The 22,370-nt window shown below is 59.3% G+C and carries 23 protein-coding genes; 8 read left to right on the forward strand and 15 right to left on the reverse strand.

The genetic code is table 11. The features are described 5' to 3' along the window. Nucleotides 1-8: 8 nt before the first annotated feature. From SE16_RS01745 to SE16_RS01800, 12 genes are all read right to left on the reverse strand, one after another. Nucleotides 9-395 carry a hypothetical protein gene (locus SE16_RS01745; protein WP_152918249.1) on the reverse strand — a complete coding sequence of 129 codons (387 nt, stop codon included), beginning with the start codon at nt 393-395 and terminating at the stop codon, nt 9-11. A 52-nt stretch (nt 396-447) separates the two neighbouring features. Further along, a complete protein-coding gene (locus SE16_RS01750; RefSeq protein WP_054494439.1) occupies nt 448-1,107 on the reverse strand; it encodes a tyrosine-type recombinase/integrase in 660 nt (219 codons plus the stop codon). After that, nucleotides 1,082-1,495 carry a response regulator gene (locus SE16_RS01755; protein ID WP_054494438.1) on the reverse strand — a complete coding sequence of 138 codons (414 nt, stop codon included), beginning with the start codon at nt 1,493-1,495 and terminating at the stop codon, nt 1,082-1,084. Before SE16_RS01755 ends, SE16_RS01750 begins: the two co-directional genes overlap by 26 nt. Before the next feature lie 8 nt (nt 1,496-1,503). Further along, nucleotides 1,504-1,842 (reverse strand): STAS domain-containing protein, encoded by a 339-nt coding sequence (locus SE16_RS01760; RefSeq protein ID WP_054494437.1) that lies wholly within the window; start codon nt 1,840-1,842, stop codon nt 1,504-1,506. A gap of 15 nt (nt 1,843-1,857) precedes the next feature. Then, nucleotides 1,858-2,331, reverse strand: coding sequence for an ATP-binding protein (locus SE16_RS01765; protein ID WP_054494436.1), 474 nt, complete (start codon nt 2,329-2,331; stop codon nt 1,858-1,860). A gap of 2 nt (nt 2,332-2,333) precedes the next feature. Continuing rightward, nucleotides 2,334-3,908 carry a PP2C family protein-serine/threonine phosphatase gene (locus SE16_RS01770; RefSeq protein WP_054494435.1) on the reverse strand — a complete coding sequence of 525 codons (1,575 nt, stop codon included), beginning with the start codon at nt 3,906-3,908 and terminating at the stop codon, nt 2,334-2,336. Nucleotides 3,909-3,933: 25 nt separating this feature from the next. After that, a complete protein-coding gene (locus SE16_RS01775; RefSeq protein WP_054494434.1) occupies nt 3,934-4,281 on the reverse strand; it encodes an STAS domain-containing protein in 348 nt (115 codons plus the stop codon). 20 nt (nt 4,282-4,301) lie between these two features. Continuing rightward, nucleotides 4,302-5,558, reverse strand: a complete 1,257-nt coding sequence (locus SE16_RS01780; RefSeq protein ID WP_200907533.1) for a glycosyltransferase — start codon at nt 5,556-5,558, stop codon at nt 4,302-4,304. Then, nucleotides 5,555-6,352 (reverse strand): dolichyl-phosphate beta-glucosyltransferase, encoded by a 798-nt coding sequence (locus tag SE16_RS01785; protein ID WP_054494433.1) that lies wholly within the window; start codon nt 6,350-6,352, stop codon nt 5,555-5,557. The genes SE16_RS01780 and SE16_RS01785 overlap by 4 nt, the downstream gene beginning before the upstream one ends. Nucleotides 6,353-6,562: 210 nt before the next feature. After that, nucleotides 6,563-8,143: a DUF4129 domain-containing protein gene (locus tag SE16_RS01790; protein WP_060687120.1), complete on the reverse strand. Its 1,581-nt coding sequence runs from the start codon at nt 8,141-8,143 to the stop codon at nt 6,563-6,565. Further along, a complete protein-coding gene (locus SE16_RS01795) occupies nt 8,140-9,342 on the reverse strand; it encodes a DUF58 domain-containing protein (RefSeq protein WP_054492544.1) in 1,203 nt (400 codons plus the stop codon). The genes SE16_RS01790 and SE16_RS01795 overlap by 4 nt, the downstream gene beginning before the upstream one ends. After that, nucleotides 9,342-10,310 carry an AAA family ATPase gene (locus SE16_RS01800; protein ID WP_054492543.1) on the reverse strand — a complete coding sequence of 323 codons (969 nt, stop codon included), beginning with the start codon at nt 10,308-10,310 and terminating at the stop codon, nt 9,342-9,344. The genes SE16_RS01795 and SE16_RS01800 overlap by 1 nt, the downstream gene beginning before the upstream one ends. Before the next feature lie 157 nt (nt 10,311-10,467). Between SE16_RS01800 and SE16_RS15650 the strand changes: the two genes are divergently transcribed. Then, the gene (locus SE16_RS15650; RefSeq protein ID WP_054492542.1) at nt 10,468-11,352 is read left to right on the forward strand and encodes a DMT family transporter; all 885 of its coding nucleotides are present in this window, start codon (nt 10,468-10,470) and stop codon (nt 11,350-11,352) included. A gap of 52 nt (nt 11,353-11,404) precedes the next feature. Here SE16_RS15650 and rnz read toward each other — a convergent pair whose 3' ends face one another. Then, nucleotides 11,405-12,322, reverse strand: a complete 918-nt coding sequence (gene rnz, locus SE16_RS01810; RefSeq protein WP_060687122.1) for a ribonuclease Z — start codon at nt 12,320-12,322, stop codon at nt 11,405-11,407. 117 nt (nt 12,323-12,439) lie between these two features. Between rnz and SE16_RS01815 the strand changes: the two genes are divergently transcribed. The 7 genes from SE16_RS01815 to SE16_RS01845 are packed head-to-tail and all read left to right on the forward strand — an operon-like array spanning nt 12,440 to nt 19,657. Next, a complete protein-coding gene (locus SE16_RS01815; protein ID WP_054492577.1) occupies nt 12,440-12,916 on the forward strand; it encodes a hypothetical protein in 477 nt (158 codons plus the stop codon). Then, a complete protein-coding gene (locus SE16_RS01820) occupies nt 12,913-13,917 on the forward strand; it encodes a M23 family metallopeptidase (RefSeq protein WP_082374150.1) in 1,005 nt (334 codons plus the stop codon). Before SE16_RS01815 ends, SE16_RS01820 begins: the two co-directional genes overlap by 4 nt. A 39-nt stretch (nt 13,918-13,956) precedes the next feature. Then, complete coding sequence (locus tag SE16_RS01825) at nt 13,957-15,474, forward strand: arginase family protein (RefSeq protein ID WP_054492579.1); 1,518 nt, start codon at nt 13,957-13,959, stop codon at nt 15,472-15,474. Nucleotides 15,475-15,486: 12 nt separating this feature from the next. Continuing rightward, nucleotides 15,487-15,891 carry a hypothetical protein gene (locus tag SE16_RS01830; protein ID WP_054492580.1) on the forward strand — a complete coding sequence of 135 codons (405 nt, stop codon included), beginning with the start codon at nt 15,487-15,489 and terminating at the stop codon, nt 15,889-15,891. Nucleotides 15,892-15,936: 45 nt separating this feature from the next. Next, a complete protein-coding gene (locus tag SE16_RS01835) occupies nt 15,937-18,240 on the forward strand; it encodes a DEAD/DEAH box helicase (RefSeq protein ID WP_054492581.1) in 2,304 nt (767 codons plus the stop codon). A 38-nt stretch (nt 18,241-18,278) separates the two neighbouring features. Further along, the gene (locus SE16_RS01840; RefSeq protein ID WP_054492582.1) at nt 18,279-18,791 is read left to right on the forward strand and encodes a hypothetical protein; all 513 of its coding nucleotides are present in this window, start codon (nt 18,279-18,281) and stop codon (nt 18,789-18,791) included. Next, a complete protein-coding gene (locus SE16_RS01845; RefSeq protein WP_054492583.1) occupies nt 18,788-19,657 on the forward strand; it encodes an alpha/beta hydrolase in 870 nt (289 codons plus the stop codon). Before SE16_RS01840 ends, SE16_RS01845 begins: the two co-directional genes overlap by 4 nt. Nucleotides 19,658-19,728: 71 nt before the next feature. Here SE16_RS01845 and SE16_RS01850 read toward each other — a convergent pair whose 3' ends face one another. Both SE16_RS01850 and fabF read right to left on the reverse strand, forming a co-directional pair. Beyond that, complete coding sequence (locus SE16_RS01850) at nt 19,729-20,847, reverse strand: beta-ketoacyl-ACP synthase III (RefSeq protein WP_082374151.1); 1,119 nt, start codon at nt 20,845-20,847, stop codon at nt 19,729-19,731. 10 nt (nt 20,848-20,857) lie between these two features. Then, entirely contained in the window at nt 20,858-22,126 is a 1,269-nt protein-coding gene (gene fabF, locus SE16_RS01855; protein ID WP_054492584.1) for a beta-ketoacyl-ACP synthase II, read from the reverse strand. Nucleotides 22,127-22,370 lie beyond the last annotated feature (244 nt).

A 22,370-nucleotide genomic window follows, 5' to 3' on the forward strand; every position in this document is an offset into this window, starting at 1 on the left:
TGCTCTCCCTATCCCGCCACGATGTAGGAGCCCAAAAAGATGAGCGCCCCGCCAATGAAATCGCGTGGGAAGCGTGGTTGTTCGCCAAACACAAGAAACGAGAAAATGATCATCATCAACAATGAGAGTTCAGCCGCAAGGGCGGAGCGCGCAATACCAATCAGGCTGAAAAGCGCCAGCCGCACGACGGACGCCGTGAGGGCAAGCGCCAGCCCGCTGATGAAGAAGGGATTGGTTACAACGCGAAACACGTAGGTAAGCGTTGACATAAGGTCGCGATCCATCGGCATAGCGCCAATGCGCGTGAATGCCATGCCATACATCACGTACGAGATGGCAACTAACGTCGCAAACAGGAAGTTGACGCCCCATGTGAGCAAAAGTGTCTTGTCCATATGCCTGCTCCGTTTTTCTTCAAGATGATCGAGTGTCTCGATGCGTTGCATTTCACAACACCTCCCCCGCACGTTCAAGCAGTGCGCGACTGCGTTCCAGTACCGGGTCGTTTTCTGGCGGCATGAACGCTGTTGGCAACGGGAGCATGCCGAGTGATGCAAACAGCATTTCCGAGCGTGAAAGGACCAGCGAGAAGGGCGGCAGGTGCTCCAAAGGAAGGGTTGCCGCCTCTTGTTCTTCAGGCGGTAGAACGCTGCGAATGACGGCGGCGTCCTCTGACAGGTTGAAGAGCACGCGCGCGAGCGTTGCACGGGCATTTTCAGCGTCAAATGGGACGCCGGCGCGTGCGCTGATTTGCGCCATGAGATTGGCGATTTCCCTGGCACGCAACCGTTTGCGCGTGTTGGGGGCGCGGATAAAGAGAGGGTCGCTCGCTTTGAGATTGTTGCGCTCTATCCACGCGTGCAATGCTCGCGCTGCCCGTTGGTTGAGCGGTACGATGGCATGATGGCGAAGCCCGCGGTGGAGCATGAGCCAGCGCCCATCGGCGCTGATGTCGCGTACATGCAAGCGTGCCATGTCGGCGGGGCGCAACCCTGTGTTGAATGCCAGCGTCACGATGAGCGCGTCGCGTTCACCTTCCCACGTGCCGGTGTCGCAAGCGGCGTAGAGCCGGGCGACGTCGTCAGGTGTGAGTGCGGGCAGCGACATGGTCGTCCTCCTTTGGCGTCTCTGTCGAGCGCAGGAGCGTTTCGACGGTTTCAATCAGCCGCCAGGAACTGACCGGCTTGGTCAGATACCCGTCAACATGTTCTTGCTGAGCACGCTCACGGTCGAACTCATCATTGCTGGCTGTGAGCATAACAACGGGCAGGTTGCGCCATGTTTCATGCGCGCGCAGGTGCGCCAGCAATTCCCATCCGTCCATCACGGGCATTGTCACATCGACAATCACCAGGTCCACGGGTGATGTTTCCAACAGCGCCAGAGCTTGGCGGCCGTTGGCGGCGGCAAGCACATGAAAGCCATGCTGGCGCAGCACAAAGCCGATGGTGCGTGTGATGACAGGTGAATCATCTACAACGAGAATGGTTGCCATAGCGCCTCCTAGAAGCGTTGCAACGCCTCCTCTGGTGTTTCGGCGATGTCAAAGACACGGTCGAACTTCGTCAGGTGCAGAATGCGACGCGCCGCCTCATGGTAGGGCCACACAAGTTTCACGTCGCCCCCTTTTTCACGGGCGCGTTTCAACAGGCTGACGATGACAGCCATCCCGGCACTATCCATGAATGGCACATCGCGCAGGTCGAGCACGAAACGGGTAACGCCTTCATCGAGCAGGGCATACAGACGTTCGCGCACGTCCGGCGCATTGAAGGCGTCTAGACGTTCTGTCAGTGTCACAACGGCGGTGCGGACCACGTGTTCTTTCACGGCGATACTCATAGGAGCCTCCTCTTTTCACCATTTGACGACAAGCCGCCAATGATTGCGTGATGCTTCGGGAGTGTACACCACTTCATCAACCAATTGGCGCACCAGAAAAAGCCCGTATCCGTGCACTTGCGGTTCATCGAGGTTGGGTTCACGTACACTGGAAGGGTCAAAGCGTACACCGTAATCGTACAGATTGATTTCAAGCTGCTGGGCGTCTTCATCCAGGAAGAAGAGCACTTGAATGCGCCCGTTTTCAATGTCCTTGTAAGCGTGGTTGACGATGTTGGTGCAGATTTCATGCACCGCGAGTTGGGTGTTGTAGGTTTTGATTTCGCGCTCAGGAATATTGGACATCCGCTCAAACAGCGCCTCCACACAACTCCCGACAACATTGAGGAAGCGGTGTTCGGCTGGGATGTTGAGCTCGACGACATGGTAGGCGTGATCGAATGTGGCTGTCTGGTTTTGAGATGATGGATTGCGTCGCCAGAATCCCATTGCTACACCCCTTTCAGAACTAACAAGGTTTGGTCATCCAGCATGGGGGTGCCTGCGGTGAACTCTTGCACTGCCTGATAGAGTGCGTTGCCAATCTCAGCCGCCGAACGGTGCCCCACAGAGGTGAGGATGTCGAATATGCGTTTCAATCCGAACATTTCTCCGCGCGTATTCGTGGCTTCATGGAAGCCGTCTGTTGCCACGACAAAGACATCGCCGGGGAGCAGTGAAACCTTGCGGTCCACGTGAAAACTCTCCGGCAAAACGCCCAGGGCGGTGCCGTCGGGTTCAACCAGGCGCGGCCCTTCGCCGGCGGGCATGTAGATGATGGGAGCATGCCCCGCGCTGGCGAGAAGAAATGTGCGCGAATCTTCCCGATAGGAGCCTACAAATGCCGTGGCGAACATGCTCACGTTCGTAAAATCTTCGTATAAGTCCTCATTCGCGCGCGCCAGAATGTTTTCCGGCGTAGGTGTGGGCAGGAATTTGGCTTTGGTGCGCAGGACGGTGCGCACAACCGCCATCAGCAAGGCGGCTGACATCCCCTTGCCGGAAACGTCGCCGACTGTGAAAATCATCCAACCATCGCCTTTCGGCACGAAGTCGTAAAAATCACCGCCAACGTGCAGCGAAGGCACCGATTTGGCGAAGATGTCGAGTGTCTCGAAATGGGGTGTTGTTTGCGGCAGCAATTGCGCTTGCACACGTTTGGCAAGCTCCATCTCGGTCAACAATCGAATGCGCTTCAGCTTTTCCTGATGAAGGATCTCATTTTCAAAGTACGCCCCTACCTGTTCGGCAATCGTCATAGCCAGCTTGACATCGGGTGTGGAGAAGGCTGATGGACGATTGCAAAGGACGAGAACGGCTTGCACTTCACCTTCGATACCAATCGGAATAGCCATCAGCGTTTGGACGTTGGCGGGGACAATGTGCCCTGTGGCTTGTGATTCGGTCAGGATTTCCTGACGTTGGCTTACACGTTGCAAGTATTGGTGCAATGTTTCATCATCAAAGAGCGGTGTGGGGTGCCAGTGCACAAAATGCCCGTTGGGCACTTCGACCAGCATCCCCACGCTTTGCACGCGAAACAGACGTTGCGCCACGACGGCAATGGCGTGCGCCATATGGCGCAAGTCGGACGCCTGGCGTACCGACTCGGCCAGCTCATAGAGCGCCATCAATTGGTCCTGATATGTGCTGAGCTGGGCGCTCAATACGTCAAGTTCCTGATGTTGCGTGAGCACCTGGGCGACCAAGTGGGCTTCTGCGGCCAGGCGTTGGCGGTGGGCTTGCGTCGGCGGGACGCCGTAGAGCCGCATTTCGCCCAAGATGTTTTCGGCGTGGCGAATGGGCGCCCGCAAAGATGGAGGCACGTTGCGCCAGGGAAAATTGCTCGGTGAGACAAAAACGGCATGTTGGCGCGAAACAATGCTGACGGCGTGCGCCCCATTTTCATGCCAGCTATCCGCCCACATCGCCAGGTAGGTTGACAGGCATTCCCAACCCTGTTCTTCGGTAGAGAGCACCTCGGGCGTAAACAAACTGCCTGATGTGAGGAGTGGCTTGGTGCTCATCCTGTGGCTCCTTTTCGGCGGTGCGTTATTCGGCAACCGGCTGGAAGTAGGCAAGCGCCTCTTCCTCTGTCTCGAAAATGCGGAAGGCTTTATCCAGGCGCGTCAATTCAAAGATGATGCGCACAGGCTGTTGCAAGCGGCAGAGAACGAGGTCGCCGCCATGCTGGCGTGCATGTTTCATGGCCTGCACCAGGGTGGCCAAGCCTGTTGAATCAATGAAGTTGACGCCGCTCAAATCAATGATGATGTTGTGCGTGCCGGCTTTCATGGTGTCGTCCAGCCATTCAGCGACAGCAGGCGCCTGATAGGCGTCGAAGCGCCCTGCGAGGTGCAACATGGCTTTGCCTTCTTCATAGCGCGGTTTCAGTTCCATAGGTATGCCTCCTTGTACTTTCAGTTGTGAGCAACAGTTTGTGATTCCTGCTTGGTCATCTGCGGTGTTTCGCCGCCATGCCGTTGTGCAATCAGCGTTTGGAAGTGCAACAGATACCAATCCACCACGTCGTCCATGCCCAGCCCTTTCGACGCGAGATAGTTGCGCCACCCCACTTCACGGCGGTATTCATCATTCAGCAGGAATGTTTGAATAGCGTTCGCCAGGCTTTCGATGTCCCCGGGGTCAAAAAATTCGCCGGCATAGCCTTCTTCACGCACCAATTCGGCAAGGTCGCCAATATCCGGCAGGACGGCGGCTTTGCCATAGTTGCCTGCTTGGTGCAACACCCCGGAGCTCCCGGTGGTGGCTGTGTAAGGGAAGACCACCACGGCGGCTTCGCTGAAAATACGCGGCACATCCTCTTCTGGAACGTAGCCCGTAAACCGAATGTTGGGCACGTCGCGGTATTGCTCGCGTACACGTTCCAGGTAGCCGGGGGCGTTCGGGCTGTTGGTGCCTGCAATCACCAATTCGAGCGGCATATCGAGCCGTTCTTGCAACAGGCGAAATGCTTCAATCAGCATTTCGACTTTCTTGTATGTGCCGAACTTGCCAAAGGCGAGAATGCGGCGCGGTCCATCAGGCAAATCAAGTGAGGGTTGCGCCACTTCGTCGAACGAGCCATGCGGGGCAAGGATGACGTTTTTGGCTTTATACTTGGTTTCCAAAATCTCCACGTATTTGGGAATGGTGACCGCCACCAGGTCCGCCATCAAAATCATGCGAGTGACAACCGTGCCCGCGGTACGAATAACCCATTCAACCAGCGGGTTGGTGGCGAAGCCGGCTTTTTTCAGGTCAACCGTTTCCATAATGTTGTGGAGCAGGACGACGCTGGGAATGCCCAACATACGCACCAGGAGAGGCGTCATGAGCCCCAGGGTGGCGGGGATTTTGCGGTCGCCAAAACTGGCGAACTGAATGTTGAAAAGCACCACGTCGGGGCGTGTGGCGCGCACGGCTTGCATGATGCGCCAGGGATTGCGCCAATCGTTGAAACGCCAGCAGGTGCGGACGTGTACCGGCGCGAGCGGGTGTTGCGGCGTTCCCTCTGGGAACGTGTAGGTTTGCCCTGCTGGCAATTCGTCCGCATACACAATCACTTCGGCGACTTCCGGTTTGGCGCGCAGGTGGCGCACAAAGTGGTAGCCATACTCGTTCAACGTGCCTTTGCCGGGCGGATGGGTTGTCACAACACCAACACGCATGCTCATGCGATGACCTCCTGTGGATACCCTACCTGGCGGATGTAGAGACCGCGCCAATCGTTGACTTTGATGCGCACCATGTCCGCGAGGAATTGCCGCACGACCTTGAACGACTGCACTTTGGAGCCGGGGGCGTCTATCCATTCCACGGGTACTTCGGCAACCCGATACCCGAACTTGTGGGCGAGGTAGAGAATTTCGAGATCGAATGAAAACCCCATGATGGTTTGTGCGCGGAACAGGTGATGGGCGGCCTCTCGTGTGAAGAGTTTGAAGCCGCATTGCGTATCGTGAACGCCAATGTGCAGAATGTTGCGCACCATCCAGCGCAAGCCGGCGCTGAGAATACGGCGGTGGAGTGGGCGGTACTGTTCTTCGGCGCCCTCCACCGCACGCGAACCGACGGCGATGTCGTAGCCTTCGTCGGTGAGTTTGGTGAGCAACTTGTTTAGTTCTTCAATGGGGGTGGAATTGTCAGCGTCGGCAAAGAGAATGTAGCGCCCACGCGCCGCCAATACGCCGCGCCGCACAGCACTGCCTTTTCCGCCATTGCGCGGGGCTTGCAGTACGCGCACGTTGGCAAACCCCAATGATGTGACCAGTTCCACCGTCTTGTCGCGTGAGCCGTCGTCAGAGACAATGAGTTCCCATGGGAAGCCGAGACTGCACACATGTGCGGCAATTGCGCCGATGGTCGGCAAAATGCGAATTTCTTCGTTGTAGGCTGGAATGACAACCGACAAAAAAGGCTCGCCTTCAATCGGGGTGCTTTTCCAGCGTTCATAGGCTTCAAATGTCATCACAACCTCCTTGCCCCTTCGCACCTTTCCTATGTTTCAAGTACACATGTATTTGATGAAAAGAAGATGAACTTTTGATAAGAAAGCGTTGCCCAATTGTTCAAGTGGATATGGGACAAAAGGACTATTTGGAAGGGCAAAGAGGCGCTTTGTATGAACAAGGTGTGATTGAGAGGGAAAGATGGATGAAACGGCTGTGAACAGCCGGGGCTATTGCGATGCGGAAGGGGTCTCTTCTTGATGTGCCAGGTGTTCGCGCCAGATGTGCAGGGCGTTTTCGGCACGCGCTACATGTTCCTCGTTCAGGGGGTAGGGTGTGTAGCGGGCGCGCTCAAAGACAGCGGTCATGATGTCGAGGGGCGGCGCGGCGTCAGGGCGTTGGCGGCTGACGGTTTGGGCGTATTCGTGCGGGGTTTGGGTGGGAAGGCGCGGCAAGCCGTGTTCCGCTCCTGTGTTGAGGGCGCGCTGATAGAGCGCAAAGATATGTTCGCGTGGGGTGCGGGGTGTGGCTGGGCGGCGCGGGTTGGAAGCGCTTTGGGCGGGGGTGGATGTGGCCAGCCGCGCATTCGCGATGAGGCGGCGCGTTTCCGCCTGAACAGCGCGCCCCATGCGGCGCAGCCAGTGCCAGAGGCGGCGCAACCACGCTATGGGGCGTAAAGCGTGCAGGGCGGCGACGGCTTCCGGATGGTCTGCCAGATAGGCGCGAAAGAGCGCGCTGACCGCGTAGAGCAGTAGCCCCCAAAAGATAATGGCGCGCAGAATGTCAAACCAGACGCCGGGGGGGCTGCCGCTTTGTTGCGCCAAAAATTCGGTAGGGGGTGGCGGCGCTTCGGGTTGGAGCGCCGACCCATCGTCAAACCGCGACATGAGCCAGGCGAAAGGCAATGTGAACAAGAACATGAGGAGCAACACAACATAAAACAGCATGGTGTACAGCAGCCAGAGGATTTCAACCGTGAACGAGACAATCTCGGAGAGCGAGCGAAACGCGCCGGTGCCTACGGGCGGCAATAGAAGTGCCAGGACGCCGGCGGTGATGAGGAGCAACGCCGTGTAGAGTGCCCACCGCAGGCTGAGCGTGGCGGTGATGTGGGCGCGTTCGTGCGCCCACATGTGCACTTGTGTGGCAAAGTGGACTTCCGCCAGCAGCATGAGCCCAAAAACGAAGTAGGTCATCAGGATGGCGAGAATGACCCACGCGGGCGGCGGCGTGATGTTGGGCGATGTGCGGGCGTCGGCGAGCAGCGCGCCGAAGACAAAGAGCAAGACCATACCGCCCCAGAAGAAGCGTGTGGCGATGGCGTGCAGGGGTGGGGTTTCGTCCTGGTGCTGTTCGGACGGCATGCCGGCGCGTTCAAAGTCGCGGGCGGCGTCGAGGGCGAACAACCACGTGAGCACCACAAGCATGTAGGTGACCACGACTTCGACCGAAAGCATGCGCAACGGCTCGCGAGGCCAGAGCAGTAGTTCGTGCAGAATGTCGCGGGGTGTGTCGCCGAGGAAAACGCCTACACGCACGAGCACGAGCAGAACAAGCAATTCAATCAGGCGAAAGCGCCAGAAATCATTGCCGCGCTGGGGGCGCAAGCGCAAAATGTGGTGGGAGAAAATCGCTTCGGCGGTGGCGAGCAGCGGCGCAAGCAGGATGAAAAGCGTGTTCCATGAAGGTTTGATTTGCCGCACGAAAAGCGCAATCGCCAGTGCGATGCAGGCCGTCATGCCCGCCAACGCAACCGAGCGAAAGACCCACTGCCCCAATGTTGTTTCGGGAATCTCTTGTTGTTGGGTCATGGCGCACTCCCCACACCACCCAAGGCAAATAAGTGTTCATCCCACACGACATAAAACGGTACGCCCAACAGGTCTGTGGCGCGTCGGGCTTCGCGCACGCTCAGACCGGGACGTACCGCGATGAGGGTGACATGAAACCCCAAGCGCCGCCAGGTAGCCACGTGTTCAAGTGTGGCGGCGTCCACATCGCCTGTAACCAAAACAATTGTCGCGCCCCATGCCAGTTGGGCGATGGCGCGCCGCACGTGCGGCAACACGGAGACATCGTCGGCGGGCTGAATGCGCGCAAGCAGTTCCAGCATGTGGACCAGGTGCGCGTGCCCGCTTTGCACGGGAAGCCAGTAGAGGGTGCGTGTTTGTTCCAAGCCGTCCATGCCGTGCGCGAGAAGCCCAACCGCTTGTTGCGCGGTTTGCACCAGGTGTACCGCCATCGAAGCCACGGCGGTGATGGCCAGTTCCGTCGCGGTGTAGCGCTGCCCGTGGGCGTACCGCGCCAAATCAACATCCAGCACGAAAAGCGTTTCGCGGGCGATGGTAGGCTCAAAGGTTTTGACCATCAAATCGTCCAGATGCGCCGAAGCCGACCAGTGAATCATGCGGGGGGGATCGCCTTCGGCGTAGGGGCGTACCCCCACAAAACGGGATGGGTCGTGCAGAAGTGGCACGCGGTTCTTCATCCCAACGAACGGCGCATGGGCAGGCAAGCCCAATTGGGCAAGCGGCACCACGCGCGGATAGACGATTATGGTGTCCACATCGCCGCCGATGATGCGCGCCGGCACCAGCCCGAAAAGGTCGCCCAGGCGCACCGTGAGCGGCCCGACGGTGTACACGCCCCGTTTGCGACAGACGAGGCGGTAGGTGATGGTATGGCGCTCATGCCCCAGCAGGGAGACGACTTCATGGGGAGATTCGCCCGAGGCAAGCGCCACGGGGAGTGATTCGTGCACATCAAGCCAGGCGATGGGCAAGCGGCTTTTGTTTTCCAGCCAGACTTCACCTTCGACGGTCTCACCCCAAAACGCCCGCTGGGGAAGGCGACGCCCAAAAACAAGCGCACGCATACTTTGGCGCGCCCACAGCCGCGACAGCAGATAGACCAGCGCGACCAGGTAGAGCACCGAGAGAAAGGCTTCCACCTGAAAGAACGCCGCCGCCGCCAGGAGCAGAAGCACGAGCAAGACAAAAATTTGCCACATCAGGCGCTTTCTCCCAGCGACACTTCGACACGTTCCAGCACATCGGCGATGATATGCGCCCCGGTTCGTCCCCGCAGTTGGCTTTCGGGGCGCACAATCAGGCGGTGTTCCAACACGTAGGGCGCAAGGTGTTTCACATCGTCGGGGAGCACGTAGTCGCGCCCGCGGAGCGCCGCGAAGGCTTGGGCGGCTTTGTAAAGCGCGAGTGAGCCGCGGGGGCTGGCGCCCAGCAAAAGGTCGGGGTGGGCGCGGGTGGCGTGGACGATGTTGAGGATGTAGGTTTCAACGGTTTCATCCACATGAACAGCCGCCACGCGCGGTTGGAGCGCGAGCAGGTCTTCACCTTGCACGACCGGTTGCACCTGTGAGATGGGATGCTCGCCGCGCAAACGGCGCAACATGGCACGCTCTTGCTCCAAATCAAGATAGCCGAGCCGCACACGCAAAAAGAAGCGGTCGAGTTGGGCTTCGGGCAGGGGGAATGTCCCTTCGTATTCGATGGGGTTTTGTGTAGCGAGCACGAGGAACGGGCGTTTGAGGGGGTGGGTTTTCCCATCCACAGTGACCTGGCGCTCTTGCATGGCTTCCAGCAGGGCGGATTGGGTGCGCGGCGTGGCGCGGTTCAATTCGTCCGCCAGCAAGACATTGACGAAGATGGGACCGGGGCGAAATTCAAACACGCCTTGTTGACGGTTGAAGACGCTCACCCCCAGCACATCGTTGGGGAGCAGGTCGGGCGTGCATTGGATGCGGCGGAACGAAACCCCCAGACTGGCCGCCAACGCGCGCGCCAGCATGGTTTTTCCCGTGCCGGGGACATCTTCCAGCAGGACGTGCCCCTCACACAACAGCGCGATGACGAGCAGTTCGATGGCGTCGCGTTTGCCGACGAGCACGGTTTCGACGTTGGCAATCACGCGCTCTGCAAACGCTTTCACCGGCTCGACATCAACACCCTGTCCAGGCATGGTGGTGCTCCTTTGGTCATTGGTCAGTGTTGTATGCAAATGTTCCCCAAACGGGCGGAAAAGGCAATTTTGCGGCGGGAATAGGCTCCATACTTCACAGAAGCCGCGTTTCACGTATCATCTTTGTTTGTGTATCCAGCAAGCAAACGGAGGGGCTATGTCGCGTTGGCAAGCCGACCTGACTCTTGTTTTCATCACCGTCATTTGGGGGTCCACATTCGTCATGGTGAAAAACGCGCTGGACGATGTTCAGCCGATGACGTTTGTGGCATGGCGGTTCTGGATTGCCACGTTGGTGCTGGTCTTTTTGTTTCGGCAACAGGCGCGCACCATCTCGCAGGCGGAATGGCGCGCTGGTATGCTCATCGGGCTTTTTTTGGCGATGGGCTACATTTTCCAGACGATTGGGCTGCAATACACCACATCCGCCAAAGCGGGCTTCATCACGGGCTTGAACATTGTGCTTGTGCCCATTTTTTCGGCGATGTTGTTGCGCCAGGCGCCGGGGCGCTGGGCGGTGCTGGGTGTTGTTTTGGCGACGGTGGGGCTGGCGTTGCTTTCGCTCAATGCCGATTTGACCTTGCAACGCGGCGATGCGTGGGTGATGGCGTGCGCCGTGGCGTTTGCCCTGCATATCGTCAGTATTTCGCATTTCACGGCGCGCCATAGCGCCATTTCGCTCGCCATTGTGCAGATTGCCACGGTGGCGCTCGCTGCCACGCTGGCGGCGTTCGTCTTCGAGCAACCGCGGGTGCGCTTGCCGTTGGACACGTGGGGCGCGATTGCGTTCACCGGCGTTGTGGCCACCGCGCTTGTTTTCAGCCTGCAAACGTATGTCCAGCGTTTTACCACCGCCACCCATACCGCGCTCATCTTCAGCCTCGAACCGGTGTTTGCCGCGCTGTTTGGCTGGTGGTGGGCGGGCGAAGTGCTGGGACCGCGCGAAGTGGTCGGCTCGGCGCTGATTTTGGGCGGCATGCTCGTGGCGGAGTTAGGGGCGCTGGTTGTGGCGCAGAAAAACCTGGAATTGGAAGAAGCGTGAGACCTGTCAGGTCGTCTCCTCATCAACGACCTGACAGGTCTGTTGGTGGGGGTTAACCCCGTTTCACCACCACACGGTCGAAGTCGCGCACGACATACGCTTCGGGAAAGATGGTGCGGGCTTCGGCTTCTACTTCGGGACCGCGGTAGCGGCGGCTGATGTGGTTCAGGTAGAGTGTCCTGACCCCCGCCTCACGCGCCAACCAGGCGGCTTGTTTGGCGGTGATGTGCCCATGTTGCGCCGCCATCTCGCGCTCTTCCTCGGTGTAGGTCGCTTCGATCACCAGTGCGTCCGCCCCGCGTACAATCTCCACCAGCGGCTCGACGGCGTCCACGTCGCCGACATAGACCAGTTTGGTGCCTTTCTCAGGGGGACCCAGCACGTCGTCCGGCGTGATGACGCGCCCATCGGCAAGCGTAATGGATTCGCCGGCGACCAGCCGCCCCCGCTCGGGACCAAACGGCACGCCCAGCGCGGTGGCGCGTTCGTTCAGGAAGCGGCGTTTGGGGTGCTCCTCGAACACAAACCCGTAGGCGTCCGCGCCACGGTGAATGACGGGGAACGCTGTGACGCGAAAAGAAGTGTCTTCGTACACCACAAACCCATCTTTCAAGGTGTGGTAGGTGATGTTGAGCGGGCTATTTTGCTCCTGAATGACGATGTTGAGCAGGCGGCGCACCCGTTGCAGGGTTTTTCGCCCGCCGTAAATGTGCAAGGCTTCGTGCAGTTCCCAGCGGGCAAACGTTGACGCCAGCCCCGCCAGCCCCAGAATGTGGTCGAGGTGGGAGTGGGTGATGAGAATACGGTCGAGTTTGCGGAAACCCAGTTCACTTTTCAGCAACTGCCGCTGCGTGCCTTCGCCGCAATCAATCAAAAAGCGGTTGCCGCGGGCGAGTACCATTGTTGCGCTCACGTTGCGCGTCACCGACGGCGCAGATGCCGATGTGCCTAAAAAGACAATCTCGAACATGCATACCCCCAACAGAAAGCGGCTGATACGCCGCTTGTGGTTTTGTCCTCTCTTCGTTTCATCGTATCATAGGCGCTTGCAACCGGCGCATTATACGAACTCTGTCAATCTCGACCAATGGATGCAACATTTCGGCTGGCAATCTCATACAGCGCACACCTGCTCGGCACCATTCTTTGGATTGGGTGGAGTTTTTTGCTTGTTGTGGCAAGCACCACGCAAGATGACGTTTTTGTGAACCGCTTGCGCCGCTGGATGCCGTGGGCATTGTTGGGCTTTGCTGTGCTGGGTGGCAGCGGCTTCTACCAGATGGTGGTGGATGCCCATTACGAGGATTTGCTCGCCATCACCAACGCATGGAGCCGCGCCATGCTTGTCAAACACCTGTTGTATGGGCTTGAATTGGTGTTGCTTGTGTGGTTGGAACTGGTTTTCTTCCCCGAATTTGGGTTGCAACAACGTATCCGCGACGCTGGACGTTTCGCGCCGCACTATGAAACCATGCTTCGCCGCTTGCGCCTGGTGGCGTGGGTGAATGGCTTGCTGGCGGTGTCTGTGCTGGTGGCAACAGCGTACATGACGGCGCTCCCATGATGTGGCAACGTGGACGGCAATCGGGCGGGTGGGTTTTTCTGTTGCTGGTGAGCCTCGGCATGGCGGTTGCCTGCACGGTTTCGCCCACTTTGCTTGAACCGACCCCAACACAGCCACCCACGCTCACACCCGCGCCCACATTCACGCCCGCGCCGCTGCCCAGCCCAACCCCCACGGTGGAACCGCTTGCCCTGCATGTGGCGTGGTCGCCCAAACAGGTTGCCCAGGGGGAAACCGCCTTGCTTCTGGTGCGCACCACGCGCCCGGCGACCATCAGCGCCATTTTCGACGGGCTGCACCTGGCGCCCATCCCCTTCGCGCCGGATGCCGCGTGGGCGCTGATGCCGATCGCGCCCTGGAATCGCACGGGCGAGCGCCCGCTGGTGGTGCAAGCCGCCACCGCCGAGGGGGAAGTTGCCGAAGTGGTGGTGCGTGTTCCTGTTGTCGAACAGGCGTTTGAAATTCAGTACCTTGAAGTTCCCCCTGACCGTGTTGACCTGCTCGACCCACAACTGATTGCCGAAGAACGCGCCATGCTCTCGGCGATTTACCAGCAAGCCACGCCGCGCCGTCTCTGGAACAGCGCCTTTGCCTGGCCCCTGGGCGACGTGCTCGGCATTCTCACCACCGCATTTGGCACGCGCCGCAGTTATCAGGGCGAACCGCCGGGCGCGTATCACGCCGCCCTGGATATTGCCGCCGAAGAGGGGACACCCGTCTATGCGTCCGCCGACGGCGTTGTCGCCTTTTCCGACGATGTGCATGTTCGCGGGAAACTGGTTATCATAGACCATGGTGCGGGGCTCTATTCGGCGTACTTCCACATGGCGGAGCGCCTGGTTGCCGTTGGGCAAACCGTTTCACAGGGCGAACAGATTGGCACTGTCGGCAACACCGGTTTGAGCACTGGTCCCCATTTGCATTGGGAACTGCGTATTCTGGATGTGCCCGTCAATCCGCGTCAGTGGATGCAACAAACCTGGCTTCCGCCCAACCCATAACCATCTCGCAAGACTATGCGATAACGAGAGAGAACGACCATGCATGACACGACAACGCCATCGCTGACCATTGTTCTCAATTCGGCGATTGAAGAAACGCCCGAAGGGTGGCGGCATGGCATTCGCCCCGCCGCCGCCGCACGCTTTCGGACGCTTATTGACGCTTTGCGGCTCGATGAAGCCGAAGGCGTCCATCTCATCGAAGCCGAACCGCTTGATGAAGACGTGTTGGGCGCGTTTCATGCGCCCGAATACCTGGCGACCATCAAAGCCGTCGCCGAAGAAGGCGCGAGTTTGCTGGATGAAGCCGCCTACGGGCTTGATGACGCCCAGGTGCCCATCTTCCCAGACATGCACGCCTATTTCGGCGCGCAGGTCGCCACGCTGCTCACCGCCGCCCGTCAGATTGCGCTGGGGCGCACGCGCCATGCGCTGACGCCTGCGGGGGGAGCGCACCACCCGCGCCCCGCCGAAGCGCGCGGTTTGAGCCTCTACAACGATGTAGCGCTGGCGCTCCATCTGCTGGCTGAACACGGCTTGCGTGTGCTCTACCTCAACCTGGACGCCCACCACCCCGACGCCGTGCAAGACGCCTTCTGGCAAACCGACCGCGTGGTGGTGCTGTCAGTCCACGAAGGGGGCGATTTTCTTTTCCCCGGCACCGGCGAACCGGAAGAAATTGGCGACGGTCCCGGACGCGGCGCGACCATCAACCTGCCGTTGCCGCCGCTTGCGGACGATTCCCATTTGGAACGCCTGCTCAACGAGGTCATCGTCCCCGTTGTCCAACATGTCGCGCCCGACGTGGTAGTGCTCCAACTTGGGGCGGATATCCACCCCGCCGACGACGTGGCGCATTTGCGCCTCACCACCAACGGGCTTGATGCACTTTTTGAAGCGCTGACGCCGCACGTGCCGCATTGGTTGGTCATGGGTGGAGAAGGCACCGACCCCGCCGTCCCGCCCCGTTTTTTGCTGGTGGCGGCGGCGCATTTGGCGGAAACCATCGCCCTGCCCGCGGAGATGCCTGCGGCATACGTCTCTATGTGGGAAGCCGGCGCACTGCGTGATGAACCGCCAGCGCCGTTGCCTGCGTCCTATGCCGCTTATGTGGACGCCTATTTGCAAGCCCACTTGACCCGTTTGCAAGCCGCCCTTGGGGAGAGCGTGCCGCTTGCCATCTCCTTCGAGGAGCGGAGCGAAACCGCCCCCGAAGCGTTCTCGCGTTGGCAAGGTTTGACCGAATACACCACCAGCCTGCCCGACGTGCAGGTGCCCCAATCCGTGGCGGAACGCATTGCTCGCGATGAAGCGCAACGCGCTGCGCAAGAGGCTGCGCCGTCTGAGGAAGTGGAGGACGGGGAAGAAGAAGACGCGTCCGAAGCAAGCGCACCATCTGGCAAGAAGAAGCGGCGGCGTGGCGGCAATCGACGGCGCAGGAGCGGTGGGGGGAGCGCCGCCGGCAGCGAACCGTCGGCAACGGCGCGCAAGAAAGGGCAAAAATCGAAATCGAAAAAGCGCGGTGGTCGCAACAGCCGCCGCAAGGGCAAAAAATAGCGTGAGGCGTCTATGAACACGATACAGCGACAAGTGCCCGGTTGGTTGATTGACCTGTTGTTGGTTGCAGGCATGATTGCCCTTTCGATTGCCGTCGAACGCGCGACCCAGGGGCGCATTGCCAACACGTCCATCATCGTTTGGGTGGGCGCGGTCTATTTTGTGCTCCTGCGTGTCGGAGCGTTTTTGGCGCGTGTGGGGCAAACATTGGGATGCCTGGGGGCGCTGGTGATGGCGTGGGTACTCCCGTGCGGCTTTGTCGGCTGGTTGGCGCTTTCGCCCGACCGCCAGGCAATGGCGCGTGATTCCATTTACCTGTTCGCCCTGCAAGGCGTTTTCATCATCATCGTCATGTGGATGACCTTCGAGCGCATTCGCTATCACGATCAACAGCGTTTTGGAAACCACACGGGCTAACATGCGTGCGCCGTCTGTCGTCTCTTGAAACCACAGGATGTACCGATGTCTGCACTTGACGTGCTTGTGCAAACAATTGTCACCAGCCGTGAGTACGAGGGGCAAGTTGCCCACACGCGCTACCTGCCGGCGCGTGAGCCGCGATTTCGCTCCCTGTCGCGCCCCATCAAGCGACCGGTGGCGCAGGCATTGCGTGCGCTGGGTGTGCGGCGACTCTACACCCATCAGGCGCACGCCATTGACGCGGCGCGTGAAGGGCGGCATGTTGTTGTGGCTACCGGCACAGCCAGCGGGAAAACGCTCTGCTACAACGTGCCCGTGCTGGACACCTGGCTGCGTGATACCAACAGCCGCGCGCTCTACCTCTTCCCCACCAAAGCCCTCGCGCAAGACCAACTGCGCACACTCGAAACGCTATGCGCCACCGAGGGGCTCGAATCTGTACGTTTTGCCACATACGATGGCGACACCCCCAAAGCCGACCGGGGGCGTATTCGTCGGCGGGCGCATATCATTTTGACGAACCCCGACATGCTGCATGTGGGCATTTTGCCGAACCATGCCGCGTGGGCGCACTTTCTCGCCAATCTGCGCTACGTGGTAATTGATGAAGCCCACTACTACCGCGGCGTCCTTGGTAGCCATGTCGCCAACATTCTGCGGCGGCTCTGGCGCTTGTGCGACTTCTACGGAAGCCGCCCGGTGGTGATTGCCGCCTCGGCGACGATTGCCAACCCCGGTGAGCATGTCGAGCGCCTGATTGGCATGCCCGTCGAAGTGGTGAATGAGGACGGTGGACCGCGTGGGCAGCGCATTTTTCTGCTCTGGAATCCCCCATGCCTGGACCGCGCCTGCCTTTCGCGGCGTAGCGCCAACACCGAAGCCGCAAACTTGCTCGCCATGCTCATGCAGAATGATTTGCGCACCATCGTTTTCACGCGGTCGCGCCGTGCCGCCGAACTCATTTTGCGCTACGCCCGTGATCGGCTTGAAGCCCATGCCCCGGAGTTGAGCGACCGCGTGGCCGCCTATCGCGCCGGCTACCTCGCCGAACAGCGCCGCCAAATCGAAAAAGCCCTGTTTGATGAAGAGTTGCTGGGCGTCACCGCGACCAACGCGCTCGAACTGGGGATTGACATCGGCGGGCTGGACGCTGTGCTCACGGTGGGGTTTCCCGGCACGATTGCCAGCCTTTGGCAGCAAGTGGGGCGCGCCGGGCGCGGCGCGCGCGAATCGCTTGCCGTGCTCATCGCGCAAGACAACCCGCTCGACCAGTACCTCATGCACCATCCCGAAGCCATCTTTGAACGCCCGGTTGAGCAGGCGCTGATTGACCCCGAAAACGAGCACATCCTGCGCGACCATCTGCTGTGCGCCGCCTACGAACGCCCCCTGGACGAGAGCGACCGCGAGCGTTTTGGCGGCGACGCCTTCGATGAGATGGCACGGCTGCTCGAAGGCGTGGGGCTGCTGCAAGAACGCCATGGTCGCCTCTTCTACACAGGGCGCGACGAGTATCCCGCCCAGCATGTCAACATTCGCAGTTTGGGGGGCGACCCCTACCTGCTTTTGTTGCGCACGCGGCGCGGTGAAACCATCACCTTGGAAACATTGGAGCCTGCGCTGGTGTTTGAACGCGCCCACCCCGGCGCGGTCTATCTTCACCAGGGCGAATCCTACCTTGTCGAAGAAGTGGACATGGCGCGGCGGCGTATTTGGCTGCGCGATGATGACGTGGATTACTACACCCGCCCGCGCCTGGAAACAGATTTTCGCTTGGAGCGCGTTTGGGAACAGAAGCAACTCGGCGCTGTGACCGTCTTCTTGGGTGAACTGACTGTTGTCCAGCAAGTGGTTGGCTACCGTCGCCATCGGCTGTTCACCGAAGAAGTGCTCAGCGAGCACGACCTCACACTCCCCCCAACTGAATTCCGCACGGTAGGCGTCTGGTGGACGGTGCCGCTGGCTTGGGCGCCCGAAATGGCGCGCTTGGGGCTGGATTTTGCCGGCGGGCTACATGCCGCTGAACATACCGCCATTGGTTTGCTGCCCCTGTTTGCCATGTGCGACCGGTGGGACATTGGCGGCGTCTCAACCCCCATGCACCCTGATACCGGCACACCACTCATTTGTATTTATGATGGGCATCCAGGCGGCGTCGGCATTGCTGAACGGGGCTATGAGCAATTGGAAACACTTTGGCACGCCACATTGGACCATCTGGAGACATGCCCCTGTCAGGATGGATGCCCTGCTTGTATTCAAAGCCCAAAATGTGGTAATAATAATTTGACGCTTGATAAGCATGCCGCCCGCTGGCTTCTTCGACGCCTGCTGGCATCTCTCTAATGTACCCCGCTGTTGATCAACCAAACTGAGGAGGCTGTATGAAGCAAAATGTGGCCGTTGTCGCCGCCATGACCGCTTATTACATTTTTCGGGGGCGCGTTGTGACTGGGAGCAAACGCCTCTCGGATGTGTTGAACGACCGCCTGACGGATTACGTGGATATCGAAGATGTCCGCGTGTACAATCTTAAATCCCCCCAGACGCCCATTGATACGCCTAAAACGCTCTATCTGCGCAAGCGCGAAATTGAAGTCATTGCCATTCTTGAAGAACATATTGCAGACCCCTCAGGGCGGCTCTATTCCTATGTTGAGCGTGTGAAGAAGCCCGCCATCATGTACGTGCATACCTATCGCGTCTATGGATTGATGGCGCTGCGTTCCAAACGTGAATCTATGGGTCCCCTCATCCGTGAAGGCGATGTGTTTACGCCGATGATTCAGGCGGAAATTCTTTCAGCGACTAACCCACATATTCGCGTCAAAACACCTGTGGCGCTTGTCAACGTCAACTCGTTTGAAGCATTTTCATTTGTGGAGGAACAGGCATGAGCCAAGCGTCCATCTTGGCGACACTCCTCGTGCCGCCGGGCGCTGATTGGTGGCTGATGCGCAAACTCTTGGCGCGTCGTCCCCCCGACCCGGCGCGTAATCCGGCGGCGTTTGGATTGGCGTACGAAGTCGTGACCTTTCCCGCCCGTGATGGCACACGGTTGATGGGATGGTGGATGCCCGCACCGGAGCCGGCGCGTGGAACGGTCGTCATCCTGCATGGGCAAGCGGGGAGTATGGATGGCGATCTCCATTATGCGCCCCATCTGGTGCGGCGCGGCTTCAACGTGCTCATGTTCGATTTTCGCGCCCATGGTCGTTCGGACGGCGAGATCGTGACCTTTGGCTACTGGGAAGTGTGCGATGTGCGCGGCGCACTGGATTGGCTTGCCGCGCGCGGTATTGAGCGTGTGGGCGTATGGGGCTGTTCAATGGGGGGCGGCGTGGCGTTGACAACCGCCGCCCATGATGCACGTATCGCCGCCCTTGTGCTGGATTGCCCCTTTGCGGTGCTGCCGCATGTTGTTGCCGGGGCGCTGCGTGAGCGGCATGTGCCGTCATGGTTTGCCGACGCGTGGGTGCGCCGCGCTTTGTGGCTGGCCGACCGCCGTTTGCATGTGGCCTTGCGCGTGGCCGAGCCGCTGCGTTGGGCGGCGCGGGTGCGTGTCCCTACGTTGATGTTGCACGCTGGGCGTGACCGGTTTATCCCGCGTGAAGACCGGGAGGCGCTTTTTGCCGCATTGGGGGCGTCGGTCAAAGAGCATTGGGTTGTCCCAGAGGCAGACCATCGCGAGATTGAGCACGTCGCACCGAACGAGTATTTTTCGCGCATCCCCGCCTGGTTTGAGGCGCATTTAGCCTCGTAAGCCATTGGGGGGGACGCAGACAAAAAGGCGCTTCGTGCGAAGCGCCTTTTGTCTTTCCGCCGTGTATTCAATTACGAGTCGCGACGTACCGTTTCCAGCAACTCATCCACACGATGCCCCAACCGGTGCCGCATGCTGACAAAGCGCGCGCGTTTGTCGTAGAACCACGAACGAGCGGTTGTCGTGCGCTTATGACCATTGGGCAACGGTTCAGGCCATTGGACAACCGCCGCCGCCCAGGTCAGCCCTGCACCAAATCCCACCATCACCACGGTATCGCCGGGTTTTAGGCGTCCTTCTTCGGCGGCTTCGGCACAGGCAACGGGAATACTGGCTGCGGATGTGTTCCCGTAGCGGTGGATGTTGACATAAACTTTCTCCATGGGCAACTGCAATTGTTTGGCGGCGGCTTCGATGATACGCAAATTCGCCTGGTGGGGAATGAACAAATCGATATCTTCGATGGTCAACCCGGCGCGCTCAATGGCTTTCTTGGCGGCAACGCCCATCACACGTGTTGCGAACCGATAGACGGCGCGCCCATTCATGTAAATGTAATCAGGCGAATTTTCCGGCCCGACGGCCGGCACGTAGCCACGCCCCACAAGCGGCCCCGTCAGCAACGCGCCGCCGGAACCGTCCGCCCCCAACTCGAAACCGAGCAACCCACCCGGTCGCTCATCCGCTTCAAGGAAGAAAGCGCCCGCCCCGTCGCCGAAGAGCACGCAGGTGCTGCGGTCTTCCCAGTTGACAAGGTGGCTCAACGTTTCCGCGCCAATCACCAGCGCGTTGCGGTACGCCCCACTTTCAATCATCTTCGAGGCAACAGAGAGTGCATAGACGAATCCACTGCACCCCGCGCTCAAATCGAAAGCGGCGGCGTTGGTTGCCCCAATCAAATCTTGAATGACACACGAGGCTGAGGGAAACACCCGGTCGGGCGTGACGGTGGCAACGATAATCAACTCAACGTCGGCGGGGTCTGCCTGGGCGCGTGTGAGGGCTTCGCGTGCGGCTTTTGCGCCCATGGTAGCGGTTGTTTCTTCCTTGCCGGCCAAACGGCGCTCCGCAATGCCTGTTCGGGTGCGAATCCATTCATCGTTGGTGTCCACAATGCGTGCCAGGTCGTCGTTGGTCATCACATTGGCCGGCACATATTTTCCCCACCCGCGAATATGGGCGTGTGGCATAGAAGCCTCCTTACTCGTTTTTCGTGCTGCCGTTTTCAAATCGGCGGAAGATGATGCTGGCGTTGTGTCCACCGAGCCCCATGGAATTGCTCATGCCGACGCGCACATCGGCTTTGCGCGCCACATTGGGCACGTAGTCCAAATCGCATTCGGGGTCGGGGTATTCGTAGTTGATGGTGGGGTGGATGATGCCCGTTTCAATGGTTTTCACAGTCACCAGCGCTTCCAGCGCGCCGGCCGCCCCCATCAAATGCCCGGTCATGCTCTTGGTGCTGTTGACCGCGATGTCGTACGCCGCTTCGCCAAACACGGCTTTGATCGCGCGTGTTTCATTCACATCGTTCAGCGGCGTGCTTGTCCCATGGGCGTTGATATAGTCCACTTCGTGCGGTTCAAGACCGGCTTCGGCGAGGGCTTCTTTCATCGCGCGTTGAATCCCTTCGCCGTTTTCGGCGGGTTGCGCCAGGTGATACCCATCCACGTTGGTGCCGTAGCCCACCACTTCGGCGTAAATCTTGGCACCGCGTGCCAGCGCATGTTCCAGCGTTTCCAGCAGAAGCACAGCCGCCCCTTCACCCAGCACAAACCCATCGCGCGTGGCGTCGAACGGGCGCGAGGCTTTTTCAGGCTCATCGTTGCGTGTGCTCATCGCCCGCATCACATTGAAACCGGCAAATGCAAGGCGAATCATGCTTGCTTCGGAGCCGCCCGCCAATGCCACATCAGCAAGCCCGTTCTTCAACATGCGGAACGCTTCACCAATGGCGTTCGTGCCTGTGGCGCATGCGCTCACCACACCAAAACTGGGGCCCTTGAACCCGTAGCGAATGGCAAGATACGCCCCGGCTGTATCAATAATCATGGCCGGCAGGAAGAAGGGGCTGACACGTTTGACACCGCGTTCCTTCATAATGTCATATTGCTCAAAAACCGTCTGAAAACCGCCGATACCACTCCCGATGATAATAGCCACCCGTGTGGGGTCTTCGTTTTCAGGCTTGATACCGGCGTCTTGTATGGCTTGGTCGGCGGCGGCAACCGTCATGTGAACGAAGCGATCATGGCGGCGCACTTCCTTGCGGTCCATGTATTGCAGGGGGTCGAAGTCTTTCAATTCACCCCCAATGCGTGTATCAAGGTCGCTCGCATCAAACTGCGTGATGGGCCCAATCCCTGATACACCGTTGACCAGATTGCGCCATGTGGTTTCAACGTCGTTCCCGACAGGTGACACAACACCCAAACCGGTGACAACAACACGTCGAGCACGGTTCTCCATGGTCAAAAATATCCCCCCTTGGTATGTTCTAGAAGAAGGTAAAAAGCGTGGCCACAATGCCGGAGTTCATTCATGAAAACACACATCCTTGTGAAAAGATACGCAGACGGTGGCTATAATGCGCAAAGTCTCTCCCTTGGCAAATGAGCGCGTTGCTTGTGCATTTGGTCACATATTCACCTTGTGCTATACTCCGCGATTGGGCTTGTCCCTGCCGTATCAAGCACGCACTTTCGACTCCGCC

Source organism: Ardenticatena maritima, assembly GCF_001306175.1.
GTDB classification, from domain to species: Bacteria; Chloroflexota; Anaerolineae; order Ardenticatenales; family Ardenticatenaceae; genus Ardenticatena; species Ardenticatena maritima.

What these genes read in the sequence shown, in the direction of transcription:
- SE16_RS01745 (WP_152918249.1), bottom strand. Translation starts at nt 395, where the DNA reads ATGGACAAGACACTTTTGCTCACATGGGGCGTCAACTTCCTGTTTGCG.
- SE16_RS01750 (WP_054494439.1), bottom strand. Translation starts at nt 1,107, where the DNA reads ATGTCGCTGCCCGCACTCACACCTGACGACGTCGCCCGGCTCTACGCC.
- SE16_RS01755 (WP_054494438.1), bottom strand. Translation starts at nt 1,495, where the DNA reads ATGGCAACCATTCTCGTTGTAGATGATTCACCTGTCATCACACGCACC.
- SE16_RS01760 (WP_054494437.1), bottom strand. Translation starts at nt 1,842, where the DNA reads ATGAGTATCGCCGTGAAAGAACACGTGGTCCGCACCGCCGTTGTGACA.
- SE16_RS01765 (WP_054494436.1), bottom strand. Translation starts at nt 2,331, where the DNA reads ATGGGATTCTGGCGACGCAATCCATCATCTCAAAACCAGACAGCCACA.
- SE16_RS01770 (WP_054494435.1), bottom strand. Translation starts at nt 3,908, where the DNA reads ATGAGCACCAAGCCACTCCTCACATCAGGCAGTTTGTTTACGCCCGAG.
- SE16_RS01775 (WP_054494434.1), bottom strand. Translation starts at nt 4,281, where the DNA reads ATGGAACTGAAACCGCGCTATGAAGAAGGCAAAGCCATGTTGCACCTC.
- SE16_RS01780 (WP_200907533.1), bottom strand. Translation starts at nt 5,558, where the DNA reads ATGAGCATGCGTGTTGGTGTTGTGACAACCCATCCGCCCGGCAAAGGC.
- SE16_RS01785 (WP_054494433.1), bottom strand. Translation starts at nt 6,352, where the DNA reads ATGACATTTGAAGCCTATGAACGCTGGAAAAGCACCCCGATTGAAGGC.
- SE16_RS01790 (WP_060687120.1), bottom strand. Translation starts at nt 8,143, where the DNA reads ATGACCCAACAACAAGAGATTCCCGAAACAACATTGGGGCAGTGGGTC.
- SE16_RS01795 (WP_054492544.1), bottom strand. Translation starts at nt 9,342, where the DNA reads ATGTGGCAAATTTTTGTCTTGCTCGTGCTTCTGCTCCTGGCGGCGGCG.
- SE16_RS01800 (WP_054492543.1), bottom strand. Translation starts at nt 10,310, where the DNA reads ATGCCTGGACAGGGTGTTGATGTCGAGCCGGTGAAAGCGTTTGCAGAG.
- SE16_RS15650 (WP_054492542.1), top strand. Translation starts at nt 10,468, where the DNA reads ATGTCGCGTTGGCAAGCCGACCTGACTCTTGTTTTCATCACCGTCATT.
- rnz (WP_060687122.1), bottom strand. Translation starts at nt 12,322, where the DNA reads ATGTTCGAGATTGTCTTTTTAGGCACATCGGCATCTGCGCCGTCGGTG.
- SE16_RS01815 (WP_054492577.1), top strand. Translation starts at nt 12,440, where the DNA reads ATGGATGCAACATTTCGGCTGGCAATCTCATACAGCGCACACCTGCTC.
- SE16_RS01820 (WP_082374150.1), top strand. Translation starts at nt 12,913, where the DNA reads ATGATGTGGCAACGTGGACGGCAATCGGGCGGGTGGGTTTTTCTGTTG.
- SE16_RS01825 (WP_054492579.1), top strand. Translation starts at nt 13,957, where the DNA reads ATGCATGACACGACAACGCCATCGCTGACCATTGTTCTCAATTCGGCG.
- SE16_RS01830 (WP_054492580.1), top strand. Translation starts at nt 15,487, where the DNA reads ATGAACACGATACAGCGACAAGTGCCCGGTTGGTTGATTGACCTGTTG.
- SE16_RS01835 (WP_054492581.1), top strand. Translation starts at nt 15,937, where the DNA reads ATGTCTGCACTTGACGTGCTTGTGCAAACAATTGTCACCAGCCGTGAG.
- SE16_RS01840 (WP_054492582.1), top strand. Translation starts at nt 18,279, where the DNA reads ATGAAGCAAAATGTGGCCGTTGTCGCCGCCATGACCGCTTATTACATT.
- SE16_RS01845 (WP_054492583.1), top strand. Translation starts at nt 18,788, where the DNA reads ATGAGCCAAGCGTCCATCTTGGCGACACTCCTCGTGCCGCCGGGCGCT.
- SE16_RS01850 (WP_082374151.1), bottom strand. Translation starts at nt 20,847, where the DNA reads ATGCCACACGCCCATATTCGCGGGTGGGGAAAATATGTGCCGGCCAAT.
- fabF (WP_054492584.1), bottom strand. Translation starts at nt 22,126, where the DNA reads ATGGAGAACCGTGCTCGACGTGTTGTTGTCACCGGTTTGGGTGTTGTG.